20 protein-coding genes are annotated in these 23250 nt (G+C 62.7%); 5 read left to right on the forward strand and 15 right to left on the reverse strand.

Annotation, left to right across the window (positions count from 1 at the left end; translation table 11 throughout):
* Positions 1-43: 43 nt before the first annotated feature.
* The 4 genes from QQL76_RS02745 to QQL76_RS02760 all read right to left on the reverse strand — a co-directional run bounded on the left by QQL76_RS02745 (position 44) and on the right by QQL76_RS02760 (position 4728).
* Positions 44-1615, reverse strand: coding sequence for a peptide ABC transporter substrate-binding protein (locus tag QQL76_RS02745; RefSeq protein WP_499207095.1), 1572 nt, complete (start codon positions 1613-1615; stop codon positions 44-46).
* Between the two features lie 272 nt (positions 1616-1887).
* Positions 1888-2421 carry a hypothetical protein gene (locus tag QQL76_RS02750; protein ID WP_499206268.1) on the reverse strand — a complete coding sequence of 178 codons (534 nt, stop codon included), beginning with the start codon at positions 2419-2421 and terminating at the stop codon, positions 1888-1890.
* 246 nt (positions 2422-2667) lie between these two features.
* The gene (locus tag QQL76_RS02755) at positions 2668-4443 is read right to left on the reverse strand and encodes a sodium:solute symporter family protein (protein WP_499206269.1); all 1776 of its coding nucleotides are present in this window, start codon (positions 4441-4443) and stop codon (positions 2668-2670) included.
* A gap of 21 nt (positions 4444-4464) precedes the next feature.
* Positions 4465-4728, reverse strand: a complete 264-nt coding sequence (locus QQL76_RS02760) for a DUF4212 domain-containing protein (RefSeq protein ID WP_499206270.1) — start codon at positions 4726-4728, stop codon at positions 4465-4467.
* 218 nt (positions 4729-4946) lie between these two features.
* Between QQL76_RS02760 and ggt the strand changes: the two genes are divergently transcribed.
* Positions 4947-6701: a gamma-glutamyltransferase family protein gene (ggt, locus tag QQL76_RS02765; RefSeq protein ID WP_499206271.1), complete on the forward strand. Its 1755-nt coding sequence runs from the start codon at positions 4947-4949 to the stop codon at positions 6699-6701.
* Positions 6702-6759: 58 nt separating this feature from the next.
* Positions 6760-8601: a monovalent cation:proton antiporter-2 (CPA2) family protein gene (locus tag QQL76_RS02770; RefSeq protein ID WP_499206272.1), complete on the forward strand. Its 1842-nt coding sequence runs from the start codon at positions 6760-6762 to the stop codon at positions 8599-8601.
* Positions 8602-8604: 3 nt separating this feature from the next.
* Here the strand turns inward: QQL76_RS02770 and QQL76_RS02775 are convergent, their stop codons facing one another.
* From QQL76_RS02775 to QQL76_RS02785, 3 genes are read right to left on the reverse strand one after another with little or no spacing between them, the layout of a single operon-like run.
* Positions 8605-9483 (reverse strand): NAD(P)-dependent oxidoreductase, encoded by an 879-nt coding sequence (locus QQL76_RS02775; RefSeq protein ID WP_499206273.1) that lies wholly within the window; start codon positions 9481-9483, stop codon positions 8605-8607.
* Positions 9484-9505: 22 nt separating this feature from the next.
* On the reverse strand, positions 9506-10345 hold the full coding sequence (locus QQL76_RS02780) for an alpha/beta hydrolase (RefSeq protein ID WP_499206274.1): 840 nt from the start codon (positions 10343-10345) through the stop codon (positions 9506-9508).
* Positions 10342-11859, reverse strand: coding sequence for a bifunctional ADP-dependent NAD(P)H-hydrate dehydratase/NAD(P)H-hydrate epimerase (locus QQL76_RS02785; protein WP_499206275.1), 1518 nt, complete (start codon positions 11857-11859; stop codon positions 10342-10344). Before QQL76_RS02785 ends, QQL76_RS02780 begins: the two co-directional genes overlap by 4 nt.
* Positions 11860-11914: 55 nt before the next feature.
* On the opposite strand from QQL76_RS02785, the gene QQL76_RS02790 reads away from it, so the two are divergent.
* Together QQL76_RS02790 and QQL76_RS02795 are read left to right on the forward strand one after the other, a co-directional pair.
* Positions 11915-12712, forward strand: coding sequence for an HAD-IIB family hydrolase (locus QQL76_RS02790; protein WP_499206276.1), 798 nt, complete (start codon positions 11915-11917; stop codon positions 12710-12712).
* On the forward strand, positions 12709-13926 hold the full coding sequence (locus QQL76_RS02795; RefSeq protein ID WP_499206277.1) for a glycosyltransferase family protein: 1218 nt from the start codon (positions 12709-12711) through the stop codon (positions 13924-13926). The genes QQL76_RS02790 and QQL76_RS02795 overlap by 4 nt, the downstream gene beginning before the upstream one ends.
* 3 nt (positions 13927-13929) lie before the next feature.
* Here the strand turns inward: QQL76_RS02795 and QQL76_RS02800 are convergent, their stop codons facing one another.
* The 8 genes from QQL76_RS02800 to blh form a co-directional block, all read right to left on the reverse strand.
* Entirely contained in the window at positions 13930-15681 is a 1752-nt protein-coding gene (locus tag QQL76_RS02800) for a sugar phosphorylase (RefSeq protein WP_499206278.1), read from the reverse strand.
* A gap of 57 nt (positions 15682-15738) precedes the next feature.
* Complete coding sequence (locus tag QQL76_RS02805; protein WP_499206279.1) at positions 15739-16932, reverse strand: MFS transporter; 1194 nt, start codon at positions 16930-16932, stop codon at positions 15739-15741.
* Between the two features lie 15 nt (positions 16933-16947).
* The gene (locus QQL76_RS02810) at positions 16948-18186 is read right to left on the reverse strand and encodes a cation:proton antiporter (RefSeq protein WP_499206280.1); all 1239 of its coding nucleotides are present in this window, start codon (positions 18184-18186) and stop codon (positions 16948-16950) included.
* An 87-nt stretch (positions 18187-18273) separates the two neighbouring features.
* Positions 18274-19980 carry a SulP family inorganic anion transporter gene (locus tag QQL76_RS02815; RefSeq protein WP_499206281.1) on the reverse strand — a complete coding sequence of 569 codons (1707 nt, stop codon included), beginning with the start codon at positions 19978-19980 and terminating at the stop codon, positions 18274-18276.
* A gap of 33 nt (positions 19981-20013) precedes the next feature.
* A complete protein-coding gene (locus QQL76_RS02820) occupies positions 20014-20442 on the reverse strand; it encodes a YeeE/YedE family protein (RefSeq protein ID WP_126008734.1) in 429 nt (142 codons plus the stop codon).
* 11 nt (positions 20443-20453) lie between these two features.
* A complete protein-coding gene (locus tag QQL76_RS02825; RefSeq protein WP_499206282.1) occupies positions 20454-20876 on the reverse strand; it encodes a YeeE/YedE family protein in 423 nt (140 codons plus the stop codon).
* A gap of 51 nt (positions 20877-20927) precedes the next feature.
* Entirely contained in the window at positions 20928-21245 is a 318-nt protein-coding gene (locus tag QQL76_RS02830) for an ArsR/SmtB family transcription factor (RefSeq protein WP_126008738.1), read from the reverse strand.
* Positions 21242-22552 (reverse strand): bifunctional sulfur transferase/dioxygenase Blh, encoded by a 1311-nt coding sequence (gene blh / locus QQL76_RS02835; RefSeq protein WP_499206283.1) that lies wholly within the window; start codon positions 22550-22552, stop codon positions 21242-21244. Before blh ends, QQL76_RS02830 begins: the two co-directional genes overlap by 4 nt.
* A 109-nt stretch (positions 22553-22661) precedes the next feature.
* On the opposite strand from blh, the gene QQL76_RS02840 reads away from it, so the two are divergent.
* Positions 22662-23249, forward strand: coding sequence for a GNAT family N-acetyltransferase (locus QQL76_RS02840; RefSeq protein ID WP_499206284.1), 588 nt, complete (start codon positions 22662-22664; stop codon positions 23247-23249).
* The last annotated feature ends 1 nt before the right edge of the window (position 23250 follow it).

Raw genomic sequence — 23250 nt, forward strand, 5'->3', positions numbered from 1 at the left:
CGGCCAACGACTGGCCGCTGATCGCCGGGTGAGGGCTGAAAGCCTATTCGGTGATCGACATCCAACGGCTGCCGTGGACGTTCATGACGTTGTCTTCCCAGCCGACAAGACGATCCGACACGAGCGCGTTGGCCGTGTAGTAGAGGATCGGAATGACCGGCACTTCCTGCAACAGGAGCGTTTCTGCCTCTTTGAGGATTTCAGCGCGCGTATCGATGTCCGTTTCCACGGAAGCCTGATCCATCAGCTCGTCGTAATCCTCGTTCACCCAGCGGGAATAGTTGAAGCCGAGATTGTCGCTCTCATGCAGGAAGAGGAAGTTCTGCGGATCTGAATAGTCGCCGATCCAGCCGGCGCGAGCGACATCGAAATCGCCGTCTTCACGCAGATAGTTGAAGTAGGTGGCGCCTTCCATTTCGACGGTCGTTGCCTGGATGCCGATATTGCCCAGCATATCGGCGATCGCGGTCATCGTGTTCGCGTTGTTTTCCGACGTGTTGTAGAGCAGCTCGATGGACAGCTCGTTTTCGCCATAGCCGGCTTCTTCCAGAAGCGCGATCGCGGCATCTTCACGGTCCAGCATGTCGTCATTGGCGTAGGGCATTTCCGCCGGTTCGCCGTAATTGCCGATGCCCTGCGGCACGTAGGAGTGCGTCGGGATCATTGCGCCCTGCCAGATTTCCTCGGCCAGGAACTCACGGTCGATCGCCATGGACATCGCCTGTCGGACGCGCGGATCGGAGAGACCCTCCTTCGTCGTCTTCACCGGCAGATAGTAGGTACCGAGATAGGGAACGATGCGCAGCGCATCGCCGAGATTGGCTTCCATATAGTCCATCTGCTCCAGCGGTACGTCGGAACAGGAATGGACCTCGCCGGCCTCAAAGCGGCGCAGGCAGGTCGCGCGCTCTTCGAAGGGGATGTAGTTCACGACATCGATCGCGACATTGTCCGCATCATGAAATTCGGGGTTCTTGCGCAGAACGATCTGATCGTTCGGCGTGAAGCTTTCCAGCATATAGGCGCCGTTGGTCACCAGATTGCCGGGGCTCGTATAGTTCGAGCCGTGCTCCTCGACAGACGCCTGGTGCAGCGGCAGGCCGGTCTGGTGGGTCAGAAGCTCAAGAAAATAAGGAGCCGGTGTCTTCAGGGTGATTTCCAGCGTGCGATCATCAATGGCGCGAGCTGCGATGTCTTCGAGCGCGCCATCGGCCGTGTTGGCCTCTTCGGCGCCTTCGATCACGTAGAGCATGTTGGCGTAGGGCGCTGCCGTTGCCGGATCCTGGATGCGGCGATAGGCGAAGACGAAGTCGTTTGCCGTCACCGGATCGCCGTTCGACCAGTGTGCGTCTTCGCGCAGATAGAACGTGTAGGTCATCCCGTCTTCGGAAATGTCCCACCGCTCGGCAACGCCCGGCACCACTTCGGCGTCGGCGCCTTGCACGACGAGCCCCTCGTAGAGATCGCGCATGATGTGGCCTTCCGCCACCGTCGACGTGAGATGATGATCGAGCGTCGAGGGGTCGGTGTCATTGCCGCGGTTGTAGACCACTTCTGCGTCCTGCGCGGACGCGCCCGTCGGAAGGGCTGAAATGGCCAGCGCGGAGGCCAGCATCGTCGAAGTGAAAAGGCTCTTGAGCATCGATCGGTGTTCCCTATTGTCTTGTTCTTCGATGACCCCTGCAGGGACGTGCGACCACGTCTTCTGCATCCCCCACTTGTGAAGGTGTTGGAATAAAATTTCCGAGTCAAGCTGAAGCGGACCGGCCGCACGCGCTGTCAAAGGGCTTTGAATGGATCGAACGCCCGGCGTCCGGTTTTAATCGTAAAGTTGCGCAGGCGGAAATGCGACAGCCTCAGTGGCTGGTTTGCTTAGCTTCGATGGCTTCACCCGATTGGAGCGGGCTCGGCGCAAACGATGGGGATCAGCGGGTGATCATCCTCGAGATCGACCCAGTTGACGTTTTGCGGCATGCCGCGTTCGTCGAACTCGGTGGAATCGGTGAGGTCGGCGCGTCGGGTATCGGCGCAATCGAAGATCTGGCGCGCCTGTAGCGTCGGCTGATAGCGCTGGACGAAGATGATATCCGCCATGACATAGCCCGGTAGCGCTTCGTTGCGCTGGATCGACGCCCGATCGACGGCGGTGAAGCGGTTGATGCGCGGCTTGATGAGCGTCCAGGGCTGGAGGGCGCCGCTATAGGTGAAGCTTTCGACGACAGCGACACGCTCGGGCAGTTCCGCAACGGTACGGCCGTACCAGGAGTAGTCGTTCCAGAGGACGAAGATGAGAAGCGACACGCCGCCGACGATCGGCATCAGGCCGCGGGGTACGGGCTTTTTGGCAAAGCGATAAGGCAGCGAAGCGATCGCCCCGGCGCTGACGGCCACGAGCAGGCCCCCGATCAAGATAAAAAACATCGTCTCTTCCCGCCAGGATCGCGTCGGTGCTCCCCCAAGCCCGTGCGTGATCCACCCCGATCATCGAGCGTGGACGAAGCGTCCCACGCTGCTGTGCATTCTAAAGCCCCTCATCGCCCGAATTGCGCTTTGGATCAACCAATCGCGGGCCAGAAGGTAAAAAGACCCCGCAAACAGAAGCTTGCGGGGTCTTCTCTCGTCATTTCGACTGTTCCCGGCGGTAAATTCCGGGAACAGTCCTGTGTCTTAGTGGTCCAGCGCTGCGCTGGCGCCACGCGGCGTGCGGACGCTTTCGACGAGGTCCTGGATTTCGCGCGGCGGTGCTTCGGTCGCGTTGGATACGAAGTAGGCCACGGCGAAGTTCAAAATCGCGCCGATCGTACCGAAGGATGCCGGCGAGATGCCGAAGATCCAGCCAGCCGGATTGTCCGGCAGGATGTTGGTTTCCGGAATGAACAGGAAGCCTTTGTACGCGAAGACGTAGGCGCAGGTCGTGATCAGACCGACGAGCATGCCTGCGATAGCACCCGACGAGTTGATCCGCTTGGAGAAGATGCCCATCATCAGCGCCGGGAAGATCGACGATGCAGCGAGGCCGAAGGCAAGTGCTACGGTCTGAGCCGCGAAGCCGGGCGGGTTGAGCCCGAGCCAGGTGGCGAGTGCGATGGCACCGGCCATGGCGATACGGGCTGCGAGCAACTCGCCCTTTTCCGAGATGTCCGGCTTGATCACGCTCTTGATCAGATCGTGCGAGATCGCCGACGCAATGGCGAGCAGCAGGCCTGCCGCCGTGGACAGAGCGGCAGCAAGACCACCGGCAGCGACAAGCGCAATCACCCAGCCCGGAAGGTTCGCGATTTCCGGATTGGCGAGAACCATGATGTCGTTGTTGACAGTGAGCTCGTTGCCCTGCCAGCCACGCTGCGTTGCCGTTTCGGCATAGGCTGCGTTGTTGGCATTGTAGAACTGGATGCGGCCGTCACCATTCAGGTCGTTGAAGGTGAGAAGGCCCGTGGTTTCCCAGTTGCGCATCCACTCGGGACGATCTTCATAAACGATTGCCGTTTCTTCAACCGCACCGTTGCCGGGATAGATCGTCTCGATGAGGTTGAGGCGCGCCATCGCACCGACGGCAGGCGCCGTGAGGTAGAGGATGGCGATGAAGACCAGCGCCCAACCGGCAGACCAGCGTGCGTCGGATACCTTCGGCACGGTGAAGAACCGGATGATGACGTGAGGCAGGCCGGCAGTACCGATCATCAGGGACATGGTGAACAGGACGATGTTCAGCGTGGAGTCCGTCGAACCGGTGTACTGGTTGAAGCCGAGATCGGTGACGATCTGGTCGAGCGTCGTCAAGAGCGGCTGGCCGGACGCCGTGTGCTCGGAGAAGAGACCGAACATCGGAAGCGGGTTGCCCGTAAGCTGCAGCGAGATGAAGATCGCTGGGATCGTGTAGGCGAGGATGAGGACGATGTACTGGGCGACCTGCGTGTAGGTGATGCCCTTCATGCCGCCAAAGACCGCGTAAAGGAACACGATCGCCGAGCCGATCAGAAGACCGGTCGTGGTATCGGTTTCCAAGAAGCGGGCGAAGGTGACGCCAACACCGGTCATCTGGCCGATAACGTAGGTGACCGAGACGACGATAAGGCAGACGACGGCCACGATACGCGCAGAGCGCGAATAGAAGCGGTCGCCGATGAATTCCGGAACGGTGAACTTGCCGAATTTGCGCAGGTAGGGCGCAAGCAGCATGGCGAGCAGCACGTAGCCGCCGGTCCAGCCCATGAGATAGGTCGAGTTGTCGTAACCGACCGAGGCGATGAGGCCCGCCATCGAGATGAACGAAGCGGCAGACATCCAGTCAGCGGCGGTCGCCATGCCGTTCATCACCGGGTGAACGCCGCGGTTAGCGGCATAGAATTCGCCGGTCGAGCCGGCGCGTGAATAGATCGCGATGCCGATATAGAGCGCGAAGCTCAGACCGACGACGATCAGATTGAGCGTATATTGATCCATTTTACCCCTCCCGAGCGCCGATTACTGCTCGTCGACGTCGAATTCCCGGTCGAGCTTGTTCATGCGCCAGGCATAGAAGAAGATCAGACCAAGAAAGACGAGGATGGAGCCCTGCTGGGCGAACCAGAAACCGAGGTCCGTACCGCCAACAGGAATGCCGGAGAGCAACGGACGCAGAATGATGCCGAAACCGAACGAGACCAGCGCCCAGATGACGAGCGAGATCTTGATGATCCGGAGATTGGCCTGCCAATAGGCATCGGCCTGTGCGGACTTGGGATCCAAAACGATTACCTCCCATTTCGAGCCGTGGCGCGGCCACGGCAAACCCCTGCGGCCAGCCTATGCCACCGCAAGCGAACCGTACTGCCGAGCCCGAAATGCGACCAGTTAGCCGTTCGGATTATAAACGAAGGGCGAATGCGGCCAGGAACGGGCGTTTTGCCTTTTCGCGTTGAGCACGTAGGATACGTTCAGGCTGGGGCGAGAGGAGAAAATCGGCAATGATCTTAAGGTCTTGGAGTTTATCCGTCGCTGCCCTGCTCGTCTTGGCCAGCGGCGAAACGCTTGCACAGGAGGCGCGCCCTGCGCCCGAGCAGGCGACCGGGCGGATCCAGCAGGCGACTGTTTACGCACAGGATTTCATGGTCGCCGCTGCCCATCCGGCCGCCAGCGAAGCCGGATTGGCGGTTCTGGAAGCCGGCGGCAACGCCATCGACGCGATGGTTGCGGTGCAGATGATGCTCAATCTCGTCGAGCCACAGAGCTCCGGGATCGGCGGTGGTGCCTTCCTCGTCTATTTCGACGCCGAAACGGGATCGGTGCGCACGTTCGATGGGCGCGAGACGGCGCCGAAGGTCGCTGGCCCAAACCTCTTCCTTGGGCTCGATGGTGAGCCGATGGAGTTTTTCGATGCGGTGGTCGGCGGGCGCTCGGTCGGCACGCCAGGAACGCTGAAGCTGATGGAGGAGACCCATGCGCTTTTAGGCACCAAGCCTTTTGCCGAACTGCTTCAGCCGGCCATCGACCTGGCGGAGGACGGGTTTGAAGTAGGCCCGCGGCTTGCCGGGCAGCTGATCGGCGACGGCGCTGCGCGGCTCCAGACGTTCGAGACCGCGCGTAACTACTTCTTTTCGGGAGGAACGGCACTTCAAGCGGGAGATATCGTTCGCAATCCGGAGTTTGCCGAGACGCTGCGGCGCGTGGCGGAGGAGGGGACCGAAATCTTCTATGGCGGCGAGATCGGGCAAGCGATCGTTGAGACGGTGCGCACTGCGCCTGGTCGCCCGGGGCTGCTGTCGATCGAGGATCTCGAAGCCTATGAGATCGTGGAGCGCGAGCCGGTGTGCCATTCCTATCGCGTCTACGAAGTCTGCGGCATGGGGCCGCCCAGTTCCGGCGCGACCACGGTCGGCCAGATCCTCGGGCTGCTCGAACATTTCGACATGGCGTCGCTTGGGCCCGACGATGCCGATGCGTGGCACCTCTTCAGCGAGGCGAGCAAACTCGCCTTTGCCGACCGCGCGATGTTTCTCGCCGATGCCGACTTCGTCGACGTGCCTGTCGACGGTCTTCTCGATCCGGCCTATCTGACCGCTCGCGCCCAATCGATCTCGCTGGATGAAGCCGCCGCTGCACCGGTAGCTCACGGCAATCCGCCGTGGCGCGCGCGAAGAGCGCAGGGACCGGATACCTCCCCAGGCCGCGCGGGAACCAGCCATGTCTCCATTGTCGACGCGGACGGCAATGCGGTCTCTCTGACCACGACGATCGAGGGCGGGTTCGGCTCGCAACTGATGGTCGGTGGATTTCTCCTCAACAACGAGCTCACCGATTTCTCGTTTTCGCCGCGCGACGAGGCCGGCCGGCCGATCGCGAACCGTGTGGAAGGCGGGAAGAGGCCGCGCAGCTCCATGGCGCCGACGATCGTGCTGGAGGATGGAGGGCTCGAACTCGTCATCGGCTCGCCGGGCGGCGTCTCGATCATCGGCTATGTGGCGCAGGCGCTGGTGGCGACGCTCGATTGGGACATGGACCTGCAGGCCGCCATCGATCTTGGCCATGTCTTCAATGCGAATGGCCCGACAACGCTCGAAGCAGGAACCGAAGCCGAGCGTTTCGCCGATGAGCTGACCGCCCGCAGCCATGAGGTGCGGATCGGTGACATGAACAGCGGCCTACATGCGATCCGCGTCGAGGATGGTGGATTTGCCGGTGCGGCCGACCCGCGTCGCGAGGGCCTTGTGCTGGGACGATAGACAAATGCGGGCGGTCGTTTAGAGGTTCATAAACTGAACGCCGACGAGAGAGCGCAGCATGGCAGTCGAGGGATCCGGATCCGATCTGGCGCAGGTGGTCGTGCTGCTCTCGGCGGGCGTGCTGGCCGTGCCGATCTTCAAGCGCCTGGGCCTCGGCTCGGTGCTCGGCTATTTCACGGCCGGCCTCATCATCGGGCCGTTCGGTCTCGGATTCTTCTCCGATCCTGAGGCGATCCTGCACATCGCCGAACTCGGCGTCGTGATGTTCCTCTTCGTTATCGGGCTGGAAATGCAGCCTTCGCGGCTCTGGAACCTCAGGCGTGAAATCTTCGGCCTCGGTCTGTCGCAGGTGTTCTTCTGCGCGTTCCTGTTGACGCTGATCGGGATCTATCTGCTCGATCTGTCGCCGGTCATCGCCTTTGTCGCGGCCTCCGGTTTTGTCTTGTCGTCGACGGCCGTCGTCATGCAGATGCTCGACGAGCGGGGCGAGACGTCCACGACGGAAGGACAGCAGGCGGTGTCGATCCTGCTTCTGGAAGACCTGATGATCGTGCCGCTGCTCGCGATCGTGACCTTCCTGGCACCTGGCGAAAGTGCCACGCTGACCCAGCGGCTTGTGGATATCGCGATCGCGATCGGCGCGGTTGCGGCGCTCATTCTCGCCGGGCGCTTCCTGCTCAATCCGTTCTTCAGCATTCTGGCGGCGGCGCGGGCGCGAGAGGTGATGACGGCAGCGGCACTTCTGGTCGTGCTTGGGTCGGCGCTGCTCATGGATGTCGGCGGCCTGTCCATGGCGATGGGCGCGTTCCTCGCTGGCGTGCTTCTGTCGGAATCGACTTTCCGGCATCAGCTGGAAGCCGATGTGGAGCCGTTCCGCGGCATCCTGCTCGGCCTCTTCTTCCTCGCTGTCGGCATGTCGCTCGATCTCGCCGTCATCTGGGCGGAGTGGCAGGTGATCCTGCTCGCGGTAGCGGCGTTCATGGTCACGAAGTCGATCGGCATCTATGTCATCGCGCGGATATTCGGCACGGCCAACCGGGCGGCGATCACCCGCGTAGCACTCTTCGCGCAGGGTGGAGAGTTCGCCTTCGTCCTTTATGCGGCGGCGCTTGCCGGCGGCATATTCGACCCGCGCACGAACGCGATTTTCTCCGCGGTGATCATCCTCTCCATGGCGCTGACGCCGTTGATCGGCATTGCGCTGCAGCGCCTGATGCCGCGCGCGCCGACCGATCTCGATGGCATCGATGAAGCGGATGGGCTTCACGGCAACGTGTTGATCATCGGCTTCGGCCGTTTTGCTCAGGTGGCCAGCCAAGGCCTGCTCGCGCGCGGCTTCGATGTGTCGATCATCGAAAACGACGTCGAAATGATCCGGGCCGCGGCAGATTTCGGCTTCAAGGTCTATTACGGCGACGGAACGCGGCTCGACACGCTGCATGCATCGGGCGCCAAGGAGGCCGAGGCGATCCTCGTCTGCGTCGACGATCGCGCCGCCGCCGACCGGATCGTGGAACTGGTCAAACACGAGTTTCCGCTGGCCAGGCTTTTCGTGCGTGCCTTCGATCGCGGCCACGCGCTCGATCTCATCGCGAAGGGTGTCGACTACCAGATCCGCGAGACCTTCGAATCCGCGATGCGCTTTGGCGAGGCGGCGATGATCGAGCTTGGCGTGCCGGTCGAGGACGCGCAGGCAATCAGCGCCGACGTGCGCCGCCGCGACGAGGCGCGTTTCGAGATGCAGATCGTCGGCGATATCTATTCGGGCAGCGACCTGATGCGCGGCAACATGCCGAAGCCGACACCGCTGACGACGCCAAGGCGGGCCGGCAAGGTCTTTGGCGCCGACACGCTCGGTGAAAACACGACATCCGATCGCGAAAACGAGCGGATCGAATAGGGGTCAGCTTTTGGCGCGGCTGATCAGCTCGAGATAGAGCGCCGCGTGATCGAGATCCGGTTCGTGCATCGCGTGGACGAGCGTCTTGTAGCGTTCGCGAATGCTCTCGGCGAGCGGCAGCTCGATCGCGAGCGCATCCGCTTCCTTCACGATGTTGTTCATGTCCTTCAGCTGGATCGAGGATTTGGCACCCGGCGTGAAGTCGCGGCTATCCATGCGCCAGCCATGGAGTTGGAGGATCGCGGAATCGGCAAAGCCTCCCTTTAGCGCATCACGGAACGCTTCCGCGTTGCCGCCGCCGGACTGAACGAGCAGGGTCGCCTCGGCGACCGCACCGATCGTGATGCCGACGATTGCCTGGTTCGCGAGCTTCGCCAGCTGGCCCGTACCGGATGCTCCGACGCGGACCGGCCGGCCCAGAGCCTTAAGGACAGGAGCGGCTTCATTGAATGTCGCTTCCTCGCCGCCGGCCATGATGGCGAGCGTTGCAGCTTCGGCGCCCTTGGTGCCGCCGCTGACCGGGGCATCGAGATGACGAAGGCCCATCGCCTGAAGCCTTGCCGCATGGTCGCGGGCTTCGGCCGGGGTGATCGAGCTCATGTCGATGAAGATCGCGCCGCTCTTCATCGCGGCCGCCACGCCTTGCGCGAAGAGGAGATCCGCAACGGCCTCGCCATTGCTGACGATGGTGATGACCATGTCGGCTTCTCTCACCGCGTCGGCGGCGCTTGCTGCGATCTCCGCACCGATCTTACCGAGCGGCTCCGCTTTCTCCCTGCTGCGGTTCCAGACCGTGAGGCGGTGGCCGGCCTTGAGCAGATTTTTGGCCATGGGCGCGCCCATGAGGCCGGTGCCCAGGAAGGCGATCTGTCGCGATGTCATGGTGGGAAACCTCGAAAGCCTGTCAAAAGGATTGGAGAAGTGCCTGCGTCAATGCGCTGTCGCGCTCAGCCAGGCCGTCGATGACATCGAAATGGTGCGTCGCTTCATCCACGTGAAACTTGGTCATGACGCCGAAACCGTCCCAGAGTTCGGGCAGGATGCGGCTTTGGCGCAGGAATTCAGGCCGCTCCCTGCCGCCCACCCAGGCGAGAAGCCGCGTGCCGGCCAGGGGGCGCAGGAGCGCCGGGCTTTCCCGGTAGGCCTCTTCCTCATCGATCGCGAGAATCGCGTTCATCTCGGTCAGCATCAGCGGGCGCAGATCGTGAACGCCCGAGATCGAGATCACGTGTTCCACGCGCTCCCGAACGGGTGCGGCAAGCGGGGAATGCTCCGAAACCATGCGCGAGACGAGATGACCGCCGGCCGAGTGGCCCGCAAGCCGGATCGGGCCATTGATCCTATCACTCGCCTTGACGATCGCTGCCGCGACCTCGCGGCCGATCCGCGTCAGCCGCGCCTCGGGCGCCAGCGTGTAGGATGGCATCGCCACGGCGAAGCCTCCATCGACTGCGCCGCGTGCCAGATGCGACCAGAAGGATTTGTCGAAAGCCTTCCAATAGCCGCCATGGACGAAGACAACGAGCCCCTTCGGTGATCCGACCGGCAGGAAGAGATCCAACCGGTTGCGCGGTTCGGGGCCATAGGAGATATCGATCTCAGCGCGATCGCGCTTTGCGAGCTCGGCGCGGAAGGCTGCGGCCTCTGCCGCCCAGCGGTCGGGATAGGCATCTGCGCCATCGATATAGGCGCCGTTCGTATAGGCGTCGTCCCAATCGGTGATCGGGTAATCCTGTTTCGTCATGTGGTCCTCCCGGGCCCGGCCGTCGTGGCGAGATCCTCGATCAGAGCGCCTATCGCCTGATGCAGGGCCTTGTCCAGATCGTCCGCCGTCAGTCCAGGTCCCGCGATTTGCCCTGCACGGCCGTGAAGCCACGCGGCGGCGCTCGCGGCCTCGAAGGGTGGCATGCGCTGCGCGAGCAGCCCGCCGATGATGCCTGCGAGCGTATCGCCGGAACCAGCCGTGGCGAGCCAGGGTGGTGCATTCGTGTTCACTGCTGCGCGACCTTCGGGCTCGGCGATGACCGTGTCGCCGCCCTTCAGCAGAACCGTCGCGCCGCTCGCGACGGCGGCCCGCTCGGCGAGGTCGATTTTCGAGAGACTTTCGTCTTTCCCCAGATCCGGAAAGAGCCGCGCGAACTCGCCGGAATGGGGTGTCAGCACGGTTGGCGCGCGACGCTCCTGGATGCGTGTGAAAAGCGCCTGCGGATCATTCTTGAAGACCGTCAGGGCGTCGGCATCCAGCACCAGCGCGGCGCTGCTCTCTAATGCCGCCAGCACCAGTTTGCGGCTTGCATCGTCGATACCGAGGCCCGGGCCGATGACGACAGCATTCAGGCGCTCGTCCTCGAGCAAGGTTCTCAAATCGTCGGCATCATCGCAGCGGGCGAGCATGATGGCCGTGAGATGTGCGGCGTTCACCAGAAGAGCGCTGCCCGGCGACGCCACGGTCACCAGTCCGGCACCTGAGCGCAGGCAGGCCGTTGCCGCAAGGCGCGCAGCGCCGGTGCGGGTGGGGCCGCCGGACATGACGATGGCGTGGCCCCGGCCGTATTTGTGCCCTTCCGCCGAGGGAACGGGGTAGGGGGAAGACCAAAGTTCACGCGTATTTTCGAAGCGCCGTAGGTCGAGCCGTCGCAACACTGCATGGTCGATGCCGATCTGCGCAACGCGGATCTCGCCGCAGTGGGCGCGGCCCGGAAAGAGAACGTGGCCGGGTTTCTTGCGGAAGAAGGTGACGGTGCGCGTCGCTTTGATCGCAACCCCCCGCACCGTGCCGCTTCGACCATCGATGCCGCTCGGCAGATCGACGGCCAGCACGGGGATACCGAATCGGTTGACGGCATCGATCGTCTCGGCAGCTTCGCCCTGGACCGCGCGATCGAGACCGGCACCGAAGAGCGCATCGATGACGAGCCCGAAGCGGGACAGGTCAGCCGGCAATGCCGAGGACGTCTCACCCTGCCAATCGGCGAAAGCCAGTGCCGCATCGCCACGCAGCCGCTCGCGGGTACCGATGAGAACGACGGTCACGGGCAGTCCCCGCAATCGCAGCACTTCCGCCACCACGAACCCGTCGCCGCCATTGTTGCCGATGCCGGCCAGCACGAGCACCCCGCGTGTCACAGACGGAAATGTCAGCGCCGCCTCGGCGACAGCTTGCCCTGCGACGCGCATGAGACCGATACCAGGCGTGCCCGCGTCGATCGTCAGGCGGTCCGCTTCGCCCATTTCGCCTGGGGTTAGAAGTTCATGCATGGAATTTCAGAGGCTTGTCATTTGTGCAAAGCACAAAATCTGGTAGCTCAAGACCATGATCATCTTTTCCGATCTCGACGGGACGCTGCTCGATCACGCGACCTACTCCTTCGACGCAGCCCGGCCTGCGCTCGATGTCGTCAAGGCTAACGGCATCCCGCTCATCTTCGCAACCAGCAAGACGGCTGCCGAGATCGCGCCGCTGAGGGAAGCGACCGGCATTCATTTGCCCGCGATTGTCGAAAATGGCGCTGGGATCGCGTGGCCGGGCCATGCCGACGGGCAGGACGATGCGTATCGACAGATCCGCGCGGCGCTGGACAGGATGCCAAAGCCGCTCCGCGTGCTCTATCGCAGCTTCGGCGACATGGACGATTCCGAGGTGGCAGAACGCACAGGCCTGTCGTTCGAGGGGGCCAGCCTTGCCCGTCGCCGGCTCTTTTCCGAGCCGGGGCTGTTTTCCGGCAGCGCTAACGAGCGCGCCGCATTTCTGGATGCGCTCAAGGCCGAAGGCTTGTCTGCGGTGCAGGGCGGACGTTTCCTGACGATCTCGGCCGGTGCCAGCAAGGCCGATCGGATGGCGGAAATCGTCGCCTGGCACGAAGCGGAAACTGGGCGGCCGGGCAGGCCGACGCTGGCACTCGGCGACGCGGCCAACGACATCGCGATGCTTGAGGCGGCCGATTTCGGCGTGATTGTTGCAAACAGCGCGCACCCGCCGCTTGCGCCGCTGGCGGGCGAGCAGACCGGGCGGATCAGCCGTACCGAAAAAGAAGGTCCGGCCGGATGGAACGAGGCGGTGCTCTCGTTCATTCGGCGCGTCGGAGCGATCGAGAAGGGGACAGCACAATGACCGATTTTCACCAGACAGGCGCGATTGCGACCCTGCACAATCTCACGCGCCGGCCGGTGGAGGAGATGGAGCGGGAACTCGTCGCCTTCAGCGAAAACAGGCCGATCTCGTTGATCCTGCCTTCGCTCTATTCGGAACTCGAAGGTGAGGCGCTGCCGCTGATCCTCGATCACCTGACGAAGGTGCCGTATCTGAAGGAAATCATCATCGGCCTTGATCGGGCGAGCGAAACGGAGTTCCACAAGGCCAAGGAGTTCTTCGGTCGCCTGCCGCAGCACCATCGTATTCTCTGGAACGACGGGCCGCGGTTGACGGCGATCCACGACAAGCTGATGGACTATGGCGTCGCGCCAACCGAATTGGGCAAGGGGCGCAACGTCTGGTACTGCATGGGCTATGCGCTGGCATCCGGGCGATCGGATGTGGTGGCGCTGCACGATTGCGACATCGTTACCTATCACCGCGAGCTGCTGGCGCGCCTGGTCTATCCCGTTGCCAATCCGCGCTTCGGCTATGTTTTTGCCAAGGGCTTCTATTCCCGCATCGCCGATGGCAAGCTCAATGGGCGCGTGTCGCGCCTGCTGGTCGGACCGCTGCTCGATGCACTGGAAAAGACCATTGGACCCCAGCAATACATCGATTATCTGGCAGCCTTCCGCTATCCGCTCTCCGGCGAGTTCGCGATGCGCATGGCGACCATTCCGGATATCCGTATTCCGACCGATTGGGGTTTGGAAATCGGCGTGCTTTCGGAGATGCGCCGCAATGCCAGCCAGCGCTCCATCTGCCAGGTGGATATCGCGGACATCTACGACCACAAGCACCAGGACCTGTCGCAGGACGATGCGGACAAGGGACTGTCGCGCATGTCGATCGATATCACCAAGGCCGTGTTCCGCAAGCTCGCGACGGAAGGCGTTACGTTCACCTCAGGCACGTTCCGCTCGGTCAAGGCCACCTATTACCGTGCGGCGCTCGACATGATCGAAAGCTATCACGCCGACGCGGTGATGAACGGCCTCCGGCTCGACCGCCACCGGGAAGAGCAGGCCGTGGAGCTCTTTGCCGGCAACATCATGAAGGCCGGCGAGATGTTCCTCGAAAACCCGATGGAAACGCCTGTTATCCCCAATTGGCGGCGGGTCAATTCAGCCGCGCCGGGCATTCTCGATGATCTGCGCGACGCGGTGGAAGCCGACAACCGCGGCAGTTAAGCGTTAAGCGGTTCGGTTGGCGAGCCAGACGCACTGATAGGGGTGAAGCTCGATGGCGGTGCCGATTTCGGCATCGATCTCGTTGCCGCTCAAAAGATCGGTCCAGGTCTCGCCCTTGATCAGGTTCAGGCTGACGAGCGGTAGCGTGATTGCACGATCGGTCACGTTGTGGATGGCGAAGATCGATTGCCCGCGGTCGATGCTCTGGCGCCAGACGCCGAAGAGGCCTTCGCCCAGTTGCAGCGTGAACTGCGTCGCGTTTGGGTGAAACGCCTTCTGGGTGGTGCGGATGTCGATCTGACGCTTCAGTTCGCCAAGCACGATGGCCTGTTCGCTTTCCGGGTCCGTCAGGCGCTCAGTCAGCGCATCGTAATCCCACTGGTGGCGGTTGAGCGACCGGTTGTGACCCGTGCGGGCGCGCCGATCATGGTCGTTGGGGGTGGCGAGCAGGCTGTGGATATAGAAAGCGGGCATGCCTTCGAGCGCCATCATGATCGTTTGCGAGCATAGAAAGCGTTCGCGGCGCCATTCGTCCGGCGTGCCGTCGATCTTGCCCTGGAAGGCGTCGAAAAGCGCAATATTCATCTCATAAGGCCGGTAGGTGCCGTCCGGCATGGCGCGCAGAGACACCGCGCCGCCGAAGGCTTCCACGGCGGCAATCATCTTGGCGATCTCCTCGTCGGGCAGAAGGCCCTCGGCTGGTCGGAGGCCAATGCCGTCATGGGACGCGACGAAATTGAAATAGAAGCAGCCGGCAGGCGCCGGCGGCATCGTCATCTGCCAGCGGTTGAGCGCGGTCGCGTCGCCCGAGAGAAGCGCGTGGACGACGAGCGGCGGGAACGAGAAATTATAGACCGCATGGGCTTCGTTGCGGTTCCCAAAATAGGAGAGGTTCTCCATGTTCGGAACGTTGGTTTCCGTGATCAGAAGCAGCGGCACCTCGGCGTAGTCGGCGAGCGTGCGCATCAGCCGGACGATCTCGTGCGTCTGTGGCAAGTGGATGCAGTTGGTGCCGATCTCCTTCCAGACGAAGGCGACGGCGTCGAGCCGGATCGTGCGGACGCCGCGATCGATGTGAAAGCGCATGATGCGCAGAAACTCGATCAACATCTCCGGATTGGCGAAATTCAGATCGACCTGGTCTTCGGAGAAGGTACACCAGACGTGTCGCTCGCCATGCGCCGTTTCCACCTTCCGCAGAAGCGGATGCGGACGTGGACGCACGACGGCGGAAAGATCGGTCGCGGGGTCGACTTCGACGAAAAAGCCGCTACCGGGCCCCTCGCCGCGCAGATACTGCTTGAACCAGAGCGATGCAGAGGAAACGTGGTTCAGCACCAGATCGGCCATCAATCGGTAGCGCCGGCCAAGCCTCTGGAGGTGCTTCCAGTCGCCGACATCGGGGTTGACGCTGTAATAGTCGACGACGGCAAAACCATCATCGGAGGTGTAGGGAAAGAACGGCAGGACGTGGACGTTGTTCACGCTGCCATCGAGATGCGTATCGAGAAAATCCTGCAGCAGTGCGACGGGGGCGGTCTTCCCGTCGATCAGCGAATTGCCATAGGCGATCAGAGCGGTGTCGCGCTCGCTCCAGGGCGGCTGGTTGGTCAGACGGCCTTTGCTGCGCGGCTTGGCTTTGCCGCTTTCGGGCCAGAAGGCGGCAATCATCGCATCGGTCAGAGCAGCGCTGTCGTGCTCGGGGTAGATGAAGGCGAGATGGCTTTCCAGGCGCGAACGGAGAAATGAGGGCATCGATCAAGCTTACCGCGCTGCAACAACAAAACTCAATGGGTTAAGCTGGAACGTGGCTCAAGTGCGGCGGGGCGCCATGTGGAGGGTCGCGAGATAGACGCACACGCCGCCGGCGATGGCGGCCAGCAGGATGATGATCAGCACGGTGTCGTAGCCACCGAATTCCCAGACCAGAGATCCGAAGAAGGGCGCAACCGCAATGCCGAGCAGGTAGGGCGCCGCCAGTGCGCCGGCGACCGCGCCGAAATTCGTCGCGCCCATGGATTCGCGCGTGATGGCAGGCTTTGCGATGCTCATAACGCCGAAGCAGGCGCCCTGCAGCAGCACGAACCCCGCCACGAACAGGGGAACCGCTGCGGCGGCGATCAGGGCCAGCGTCGCGAGCGTGATGCCGCTGAAGCAGGCGAGCACGATCGCTCTGATGGACGTTCGATGGGCGGTCAGCATCATGGCGATCCGGCCGACGACCTGCATCGGCCCGATCATGGAGGCCGCAAAGACTGCGCTTGACGCATCGAAGCCGCGTTCGCGCAAGAGCGGCAGAATATGGTTCAGGATTACCCCGTGATTGATGGCGATCAGGGTGAAGCCGGCAGCTAGTAGCCAGAAGGTTGCGCTGCGAAGATGCGCGCTCCCATGATGGAGCCCTTCAGGTGCGCTGGAGGTCGCCGTGCGGCGGAACCCAGCTTCGAAATGGCGCGCGCCGAACCACATGAGCGGTGCGGCGATGAGGATGATCAATCCGGCATAGGTCATGGCTGCCACCCGCCATGAGGCAGCTTCCGAAACATAATGGCCGAGCGGAAACGACAGCGTGCCGGCGAAGCCCGCAACCAGCGTGACCAGGGTTATCGCGCGTGTCGCCGTCGGGCCGATCGCGCGGGTCATGAAGGCGAAGGTCGGTTCATAAAGGCCGCCGCCCATCGCAATCCCGATCACCGCCCAAGCCAGGTAGAATTGCCAAACCGTTTGCACTTGCGACAAAGCGAGCATCGTCAAGCCGCCGAGCAGAATGCTGCCGGTGAGCACGACAGGGCCGATGCCCCTGTCGATCAGTCGGCCGACAAGCGGCGACACCAGCGCCGACGCGACGATGGCGAGGGTGAGCGCGCCGGTCAGCGCTGGCTTCGACCAGCCGAAGTCGGCTTCGAAACGCACAAAAAGCGCTGGAAATGCATAGAACGTGCCGCACCAGATCAGTGTTTGGGCGATGGCGATGGCGGCAATCGCCCATATGTCAGTGCGGTGCATCAGGTATCCGTCTCATCAGTCAGCGGTCGTGTCCGTGTAGCGCTTGACGACGATGCCGGCCGTCAAACCATGCACGATCGATGACAGGACGATGACAAGTGCCGTCGCCGCCCACAATTTATCCATGTCCGCGAAGTCTGCGTGCCCACCGGCAAAGGCCATGTAATAGATCGAACCGACACCGCGCACGCCGAAAAAGGCGACATCGTTGCGCGCCTGGCCGCTGAGAGAGGTGCCGATCAGCGACAGCCATGCAATGACCGGGCGGATCACGAAGATCAGGAGAGCGGCAAGCGTTGCCAGGCGCCAGTCGATCAGCGGCAGGAGGTCGAGAAACACGCCCCCCAGCATGAACAGCATGACCGCGGTAAGCGCGTATTCCAAAGGCTCGATGAAATCGTGGAGCTTGCGATGATAGACGTTCTCCGGCTCGTAGCGGCGGATCGTCAGGCCGGCGACGAAGACGGCGACGAAGCCGTAGCCTTCCACCAGTTCCGTCGTGCCGTAGCACAGGATGACGGCCGCGAAGGCAATGACGCCAGCGCCGGACTTGGCGATTGGGTTATGGCTCGGGATGGAAAAGACGATGCGTGAGAGGATGTAACCCGTGACGAAGCCGCCGGCGATGCCCATGGCGATGCGGTAGACGACATCGCGCAACAGCCATTCGAGCCCCCATTGGGCCGGTTCAAAGCCTTGGGCCGCGACGATGATGGCCAGATACACGAAGGGAAAGGCAAGCCCGTCATTGAGGCCGGCCTCGGTCGTCAGCGCCAGGCGCACCGGATGCTCGTTTCCCCGCTGCGGCGGGCCGACCTGGAGGTCGCCGGCCAGGACCGGATCGGTCGGCGACAGTGCGGCCCCGAGCAGGATCGCACCGGCGATCGACAGGCCGGCGAAGGCCCAACCGGTGAAGGCAACAGCCGCAATCGTCAAAGGCATCGCGATGAGCAGCAGGCGCATGGTCGGCGTCAGCAACTGCCGGTTGAAGCGCGTATCGATCCGAATGCCAGCGCCGAAAAGCGCCACGATGACGGCAAATTCGCTGGCAATCTCCCACAGATAGCCATCCTCGATCGGGTGCAGAATGTCCGGCATGCCGGGAAAGAAGGTGTAGGCCACAAGCCCCGATGCGATCAGCAGGGCGGAGGCGGCCGGCTCCCAGCCGGGGATGAAGCGGGGGAACCAATAGGAATTGACGACGCTCGCGCCGATTACGAGAAGCAGGACATGGTAGCTGCTGAATTCGAACATGCGTATCCAGGGCGGCGGTTGCCTGGTGGAATCGTGCCGCTTGTCCTGTCTATAGCGTCTCTCCGCGCGCGATGACGACGCCTTTTCTTAGGTCGTCGCACGCATCGCGGCGAATTGAGAGAGATGAACGCCGCCTGTCAGATGTGCGAGAAATTGCGACGTGCGCAACCGGTCCATGACAGGCCCCTTCACCTCGCTCAAATGCAGGCGAATGCCGGAATCCTTCAGTCGCTGATTGATCTCCTCGAGGCTTTCCAGCGCGCTCGAGTCGATGGCGTTCACGGCCGAGCACATGAGGATGACGTGGCGCAGCGCTGGCCGTTCGGCGACCAGTTCAGCGATGCGGTCTTCGAGGAAGCGGCTGTTGGCAAAATAGAGGCTCTCGTCCACCCGCACCGTCAGCACATGGGGCACTGTCTGCACCTGATGGCGATCGACATTGCGGAAATGCTCGGTGCCCTCGACATTGCCGACGATCGCGATGTGTGGGCGGCTCGTGCGGTGCAAATGCAGGACGAGTGAGAGAACGACGCCGAGCACCACGCCCGGCTCCACGCCGAGCAGCAGCGTGCCGATGATCGTGGCAGCCATGGCGGCGAAATCGGCTCTCGAATAGGCCCAAAGCCGCCACAGCGCACCCAGATCGACGAGTGAGAGCACGGCGACGATGATCGTGGCCGCCAGAGTGGCGCGGGGCAGATCTGTGAGAAACGGTGTGAGAAACAGCGTCGCCAACGCGATGCCGAGCGCGGTGAAAAGACCGGCAGCAGGCGTCTGCGCGCCCGCATCGAAGTTGACGACGGACCGGGCAAAGCCGCCTGTCACAGGGTAGCCGGCCGAGAGGCCCGAGGCGATGTTGGCGGCGCCAAGCCCGATCAGCTCCTGGTCCGGCACGATGCGCTGGCGGCGCTTGGAGGCGAGCGTCTGTGCGACCGATACGGATTCGACGAAGCCGATCAGGCTGATCAGCAGCGCCGGAACGAAGAGTGCCTGTACGACACCGAGATCGATTGCGGGCAGGCCGGGAACCGGCAGACCTTGCGGGATTTGGCCGACGAGGGCGACGCCACGTGCGCCGAGATCCAGAAGCTTCACGGCAACGACGGTGACTAGAATAGCGAAAACTGGACCTGCCTTCGCGATCATGTCGGCCGGGCGCGAGCCGAGACCGAGGCGCATTAGCATGGCTTTGAGGCGCAGGCGGATGGCGTAAAGGAAACCGAGCGTAAGCACGCCCAGAACAAGCGTCGGGACATTGATCGCCTGGGCGTTGGCAAACAGCGCAGTGCCGATTTCCGGCAGCGTGTCCCCGCGCACGGGAACGCCGAGGATCGTCCCGAACTGGCCGATGGCAATCAGCAAGCCCGATGCGGTGATGAAGCCGGAGATCACCGGATGGCTCAGGAAATTGGCGAGAAAGCCGAGGCGCAGGATTCCCATGACGAGCAGGATCGCGCCGGAGAGTAGCGCAAGGACGATCGCGGCCGTGAGATAGTCTGCCGTGCCTGCAGCCGCCACTTCGCCCACGGCCGACGCCGTCATGAGTGAGACGACGGCCACCGGGCCGACGGCAAGCGTGCGGCTTGTGCCGAAGACGGCGTAGGCGGCGAGCGGAAGGATCGATGCATAAAGCCCGACCTCCGGTGGCAGGCCCGCGAGCATGGCGTAAGCCAAAGACTGCGGAATCAGCATGATCGTCACGATGACCGCCGCCAGCAGATCGTCCGCAAAGGTCACGCGGCTATAGCTGCGGCCCCAGGTCAGGATCGGAAAATAGTGGTGGAGCGCGGCCATGGACCAGGTGCCTTTCGTTCGAAAATCAGCCGTTCAGGCCCTGCGCGGTTGCGGCAGGGCGCCGATCATGCGCGCGCCCCACATGCCGATCAGCATGGCCGGGACAAACGCCAACGTGCCAATCGCACCAAGACTGAGCGCGGTCAGTGCAGGACCTGGGCAGAAGCCGCCAAGGCCCCAGCCGATGCCGAAGATCGCCGGCCCGATGAGGATGCGGCTGTCGATGTCGGTGCGGGTCGGCAAATGGAAGCGATCGGCCAGAAGCGGCTTGTCGCGCTTCAGCACAAAGCGGTAGCCGATGAAGGCGACGATGACGGCGCCGCCCATGACGAAGGCGAGCGACGGATCCCAGGTGCCGAAGACATCAAGAAAATTAAGAACTTTCGCCGGGTCGGACATGCCGGAGATGACGAGGCCGACGCCGAAGAGCAGACCGATGACGAGATTGATGAGAATGGACATGGTGCTGTTCCTCAAAGGACGTGGCGCGTCACGAACACCGTGAAGAAGGCGGTGGCCATGAAGACGATTGTCGCAACGAGGGACCGGGCCGAAAGGCGCGAAAGGCCACAGACGCCGTGGCCGGAGGTGCAGCCATTGCCGTAGACCGAGCCGAAGCCGACCAGCAGGCCCGCCGCCACCATCATGGCGACATTGGAGGACACGGTTTGCGTGACGGGTGCGCCGGTTGCGAACCCATAGGCGAGCGGTGCGGCGATCAAGCCGATCACAAAGGCGAGGCGGCTTCTAAAGCCAGCGTCCTCATAGGGCGGAAGCAGGCGGCCGGCGATGCCGCTGATGCCTGCGATACGTCCTTCAAAGGCCATCAGCAGCACAGCGGACAGGCCGATGAGCGCGCCGCCGGCAAGCGAGGCGAGGGGGGTGAATTCGGTCATGGTTCAAGATCCGATCGGGGCTAGGGCCAGGCCCCGGGCCAGGGGAAAGTGTCAGGGCTTTTCGCAGAACATGCGGTGCATCATCGCCACGAACTCCGCGACGCGCGCATCTGCGAGGCTGTAGAAAACGGATTTCGACTCCTTGCGGCCGGCGATGAGGCCGGCTTCGCGCAATTCGGCGATTTGCTGGGAGAGGCCGGGCTGGCGAATGCCGAGCCCGTCCTCCAGTTCGCGCACGGAACGTTCGCCTTCAACGAGCGCGCAGACGATCATCAGCCGGTTGGGGTTGGAAAGCTTTTTCAGAAAGTCGGATGCTTCGCCGACATTCTTCAGCATGTCCTCGACGGCTGCGGTGGTGAGTTCGCTCATCCGTCGGTGTCCCATGGTGCGCCGCCGAGAGCATCGAGCGGCAGTTTGAGATAGCGCCGGCCATTGCTCTCCGGCTCGGGCAGGCGACCGCCATTCATGTTCACCTGCAGGGAATGCAGAATGAGTTTCGGCATCGGCAGGGTCTTGTCGCGCGCCTCGCGGATTGCGACGAACTCGGCCTCGGACTTCGCTTTCGAGATGTGCGTGTTCTTCGCCTTCTGCTCAGCGACGGTCGACTCCCAGAGCGGCTCGCGGCCGTCCGGCTGATAATCGTGGCCGGTGAAGATGCGCGTGTCGCCGGGAAGCGCCAGGATTGCCTGGATCGAGTTCCAGAGCCGAGAAGCGCTGCCGCCGGGAAAATCCGCGCGCGCCGTGCCGCTGTCCGGCATGAAAAGCGTATCATGCACGAAGGCGGCATCGCCGATCACGTAGGTGATTGAGGCTAGCGTGTGGCCGGGTGAGAACAGGATATTCCCGTCGATCCCGCCCAGCTTGAAGGTCTCGCCCTCTGCGAAGACCTTATCCCACTGCGACCCGTCGGCCGGGAAGTCCGGCCAGTTGTAGATGTCTTTCCAAAGCTTCTGGACCTCGACGACGTTCTCACCGATCGCCGTCGGCGCGCCGGTCTTTTCCTTCAGGTAGCGGGCGGCGGAGAAATGATCGGCGTGGGGATGTGTGTCGAGGATCCACTGAACCTTGAGCCCGTGCCTTTCCACATAGGCCAGGATCTTGTCGGCGTTCTGCGTGCCCGTCGCACCAGATTTTTCATCGAAATCCAGGACCGGATCGATGATGGCGCAATCCTTCGTCGCGGGATCGGAAACCACATACTGGATGGACGAAGTGCGCTTGTCGAAGAAGCCGGCCACATCCGGGCGTTGTTTCTTTGCGGCACGCTTGGTGAGCCACGCCTTGACGCTGCCGAGGTCGGCGCCGTGTTCGGCTGCGAGTGCATCAAGGTCGTCGAGCGTCATGCGGCCATCCAACACTTCGCCTGCTGCCCAGAGTCCGAGCGAACGGCCGCCGAGCCTGCAATGGGCGAGAACCGGCCCGTCAGCGCCCTCAAGTGCCTTCTGGAACTGGCGAATGCGGTCTTCCGTCACGACGCCGGGCGTCATGGGAATGTAGACGAAGTCCATGCTGCGTGATTTTGCCGCTTTGCGCGCGGCTTCCAACGCCGGCTGGTCATCTGCCTCGCCCGAGACGCGGTTGTTGATCACGCGGGTGACGCCTGCCTGCCGGGCGCGATCGAAGTCGGCCTCGCTGGGCTGGCCGGAAATCCATAGCTTGTCGGTGATCTTTTTCATGTCGTCATCTTTTCGGTAGTGTCATAGGAGACGGTGTCGGCTTGGTAACGACTAAGTAATATCGATTGCAAAAAAATGCAATAGAAAATTTGCATGTGATGAGGCCGGGATGAGATCGGAACTCCTCAAGGGATCGGCGATCGGCCCGCATCTGGCGGATTTTGCGCGATTGAGAACGACCGTCTTTCGTGCCTTTCCGTACCTTTACGAAGGCTCCGATGCCTATGAAGAGCGCTATCTTGCCACCTATGCCAGGTCGTCGGACAGCGTCTTCGTTCTCGCATTCGATGGCGAGCGGGTGGTCGGTGCGGCGACCGGCATGCCCATAGCCGACGAGACGGATGAGGTGCGGGCGCCCTTCCTCGATGCCGGATGGGATGCCGATCGCATCTTCTATTTCGGCGAATCCGTGCTCTTGCCGGACTATCGCGGACAGGGGATCGGCGTACGCTTCTTCGAGGAACGCGAGGCCTATGCAACGGGCCTCGACCGGTTCGACTGGACCGTTTTCTGCGGGGTGATCCGACCAGACGACCATCCAGCTCGCCCGGCCGATTACGTCCCGCTCGACGATTTCTGGCGCAGACGGGGCTATGCGCCGCTCATGGGTCTCGAGACGGCGTTCAACTGGCGTGACATCGGCGACGACGTGGAAACGGCCAAGCCAATGCGGTTTTGGGGCAAGCGGATCGGCTAGA

This window comes from Rhizobium albus (assembly GCA_030160035.1).
Lineage (GTDB): Bacteria > Pseudomonadota > Alphaproteobacteria > Rhizobiales > Rhizobiaceae > Georhizobium > Georhizobium albus.

Bases quoted from the DNA above. Each gene is read 5' to 3' on its own strand.
- QQL76_RS02745 (WP_499207095.1), bottom strand. From the start codon at position 1,615: ATGCTGGCCTCCGCGCTGGCCATTTCAGCCCTTCCGACGGGCGCGTCC.
- QQL76_RS02750 (WP_499206268.1), bottom strand. From the start codon at position 2,421: ATGTTTTTTATCTTGATCGGGGGCCTGCTCGTGGCCGTCAGCGCCGGG.
- QQL76_RS02755 (WP_499206269.1), bottom strand. From the start codon at position 4,443: ATGGATCAATATACGCTCAATCTGATCGTCGTCGGTCTGAGCTTCGCG.
- ggt (WP_499206271.1), top strand. From the start codon at position 4,947: ATGATCTTAAGGTCTTGGAGTTTATCCGTCGCTGCCCTGCTCGTCTTG.
- QQL76_RS02770 (WP_499206272.1), top strand. From the start codon at position 6,760: ATGGCAGTCGAGGGATCCGGATCCGATCTGGCGCAGGTGGTCGTGCTG.
- QQL76_RS02775 (WP_499206273.1), bottom strand. From the start codon at position 9,483: ATGACATCGCGACAGATCGCCTTCCTGGGCACCGGCCTCATGGGCGCG.
- QQL76_RS02780 (WP_499206274.1), bottom strand. From the start codon at position 10,345: ATGACGAAACAGGATTACCCGATCACCGATTGGGACGACGCCTATACG.
- QQL76_RS02785 (WP_499206275.1), bottom strand. From the start codon at position 11,859: ATGCATGAACTTCTAACCCCAGGCGAAATGGGCGAAGCGGACCGCCTG.
- QQL76_RS02790 (WP_499206276.1), top strand. From the start codon at position 11,915: ATGATCATCTTTTCCGATCTCGACGGGACGCTGCTCGATCACGCGACC.
- QQL76_RS02795 (WP_499206277.1), top strand. From the start codon at position 12,709: ATGACCGATTTTCACCAGACAGGCGCGATTGCGACCCTGCACAATCTC.
- QQL76_RS02800 (WP_499206278.1), bottom strand. From the start codon at position 15,681: ATGCCCTCATTTCTCCGTTCGCGCCTGGAAAGCCATCTCGCCTTCATC.
- QQL76_RS02805 (WP_499206279.1), bottom strand. From the start codon at position 16,932: ATGCACCGCACTGACATATGGGCGATTGCCGCCATCGCCATCGCCCAA.
- QQL76_RS02810 (WP_499206280.1), bottom strand. From the start codon at position 18,186: ATGTTCGAATTCAGCAGCTACCATGTCCTGCTTCTCGTAATCGGCGCG.
- QQL76_RS02815 (WP_499206281.1), bottom strand. From the start codon at position 19,980: ATGGCCGCGCTCCACCACTATTTTCCGATCCTGACCTGGGGCCGCAGC.
- QQL76_RS02820 (WP_126008734.1), bottom strand. From the start codon at position 20,442: ATGTCCATTCTCATCAATCTCGTCATCGGTCTGCTCTTCGGCGTCGGC.
- QQL76_RS02825 (WP_499206282.1), bottom strand. From the start codon at position 20,876: ATGACCGAATTCACCCCCCTCGCCTCGCTTGCCGGCGGCGCGCTCATC.
- QQL76_RS02830 (WP_126008738.1), bottom strand. From the start codon at position 21,245: ATGAGCGAACTCACCACCGCAGCCGTCGAGGACATGCTGAAGAATGTC.
- blh (WP_499206283.1), bottom strand. From the start codon at position 22,552: ATGAAAAAGATCACCGACAAGCTATGGATTTCCGGCCAGCCCAGCGAG.
- QQL76_RS02840 (WP_499206284.1), top strand. From the start codon at position 22,662: ATGAGATCGGAACTCCTCAAGGGATCGGCGATCGGCCCGCATCTGGCG.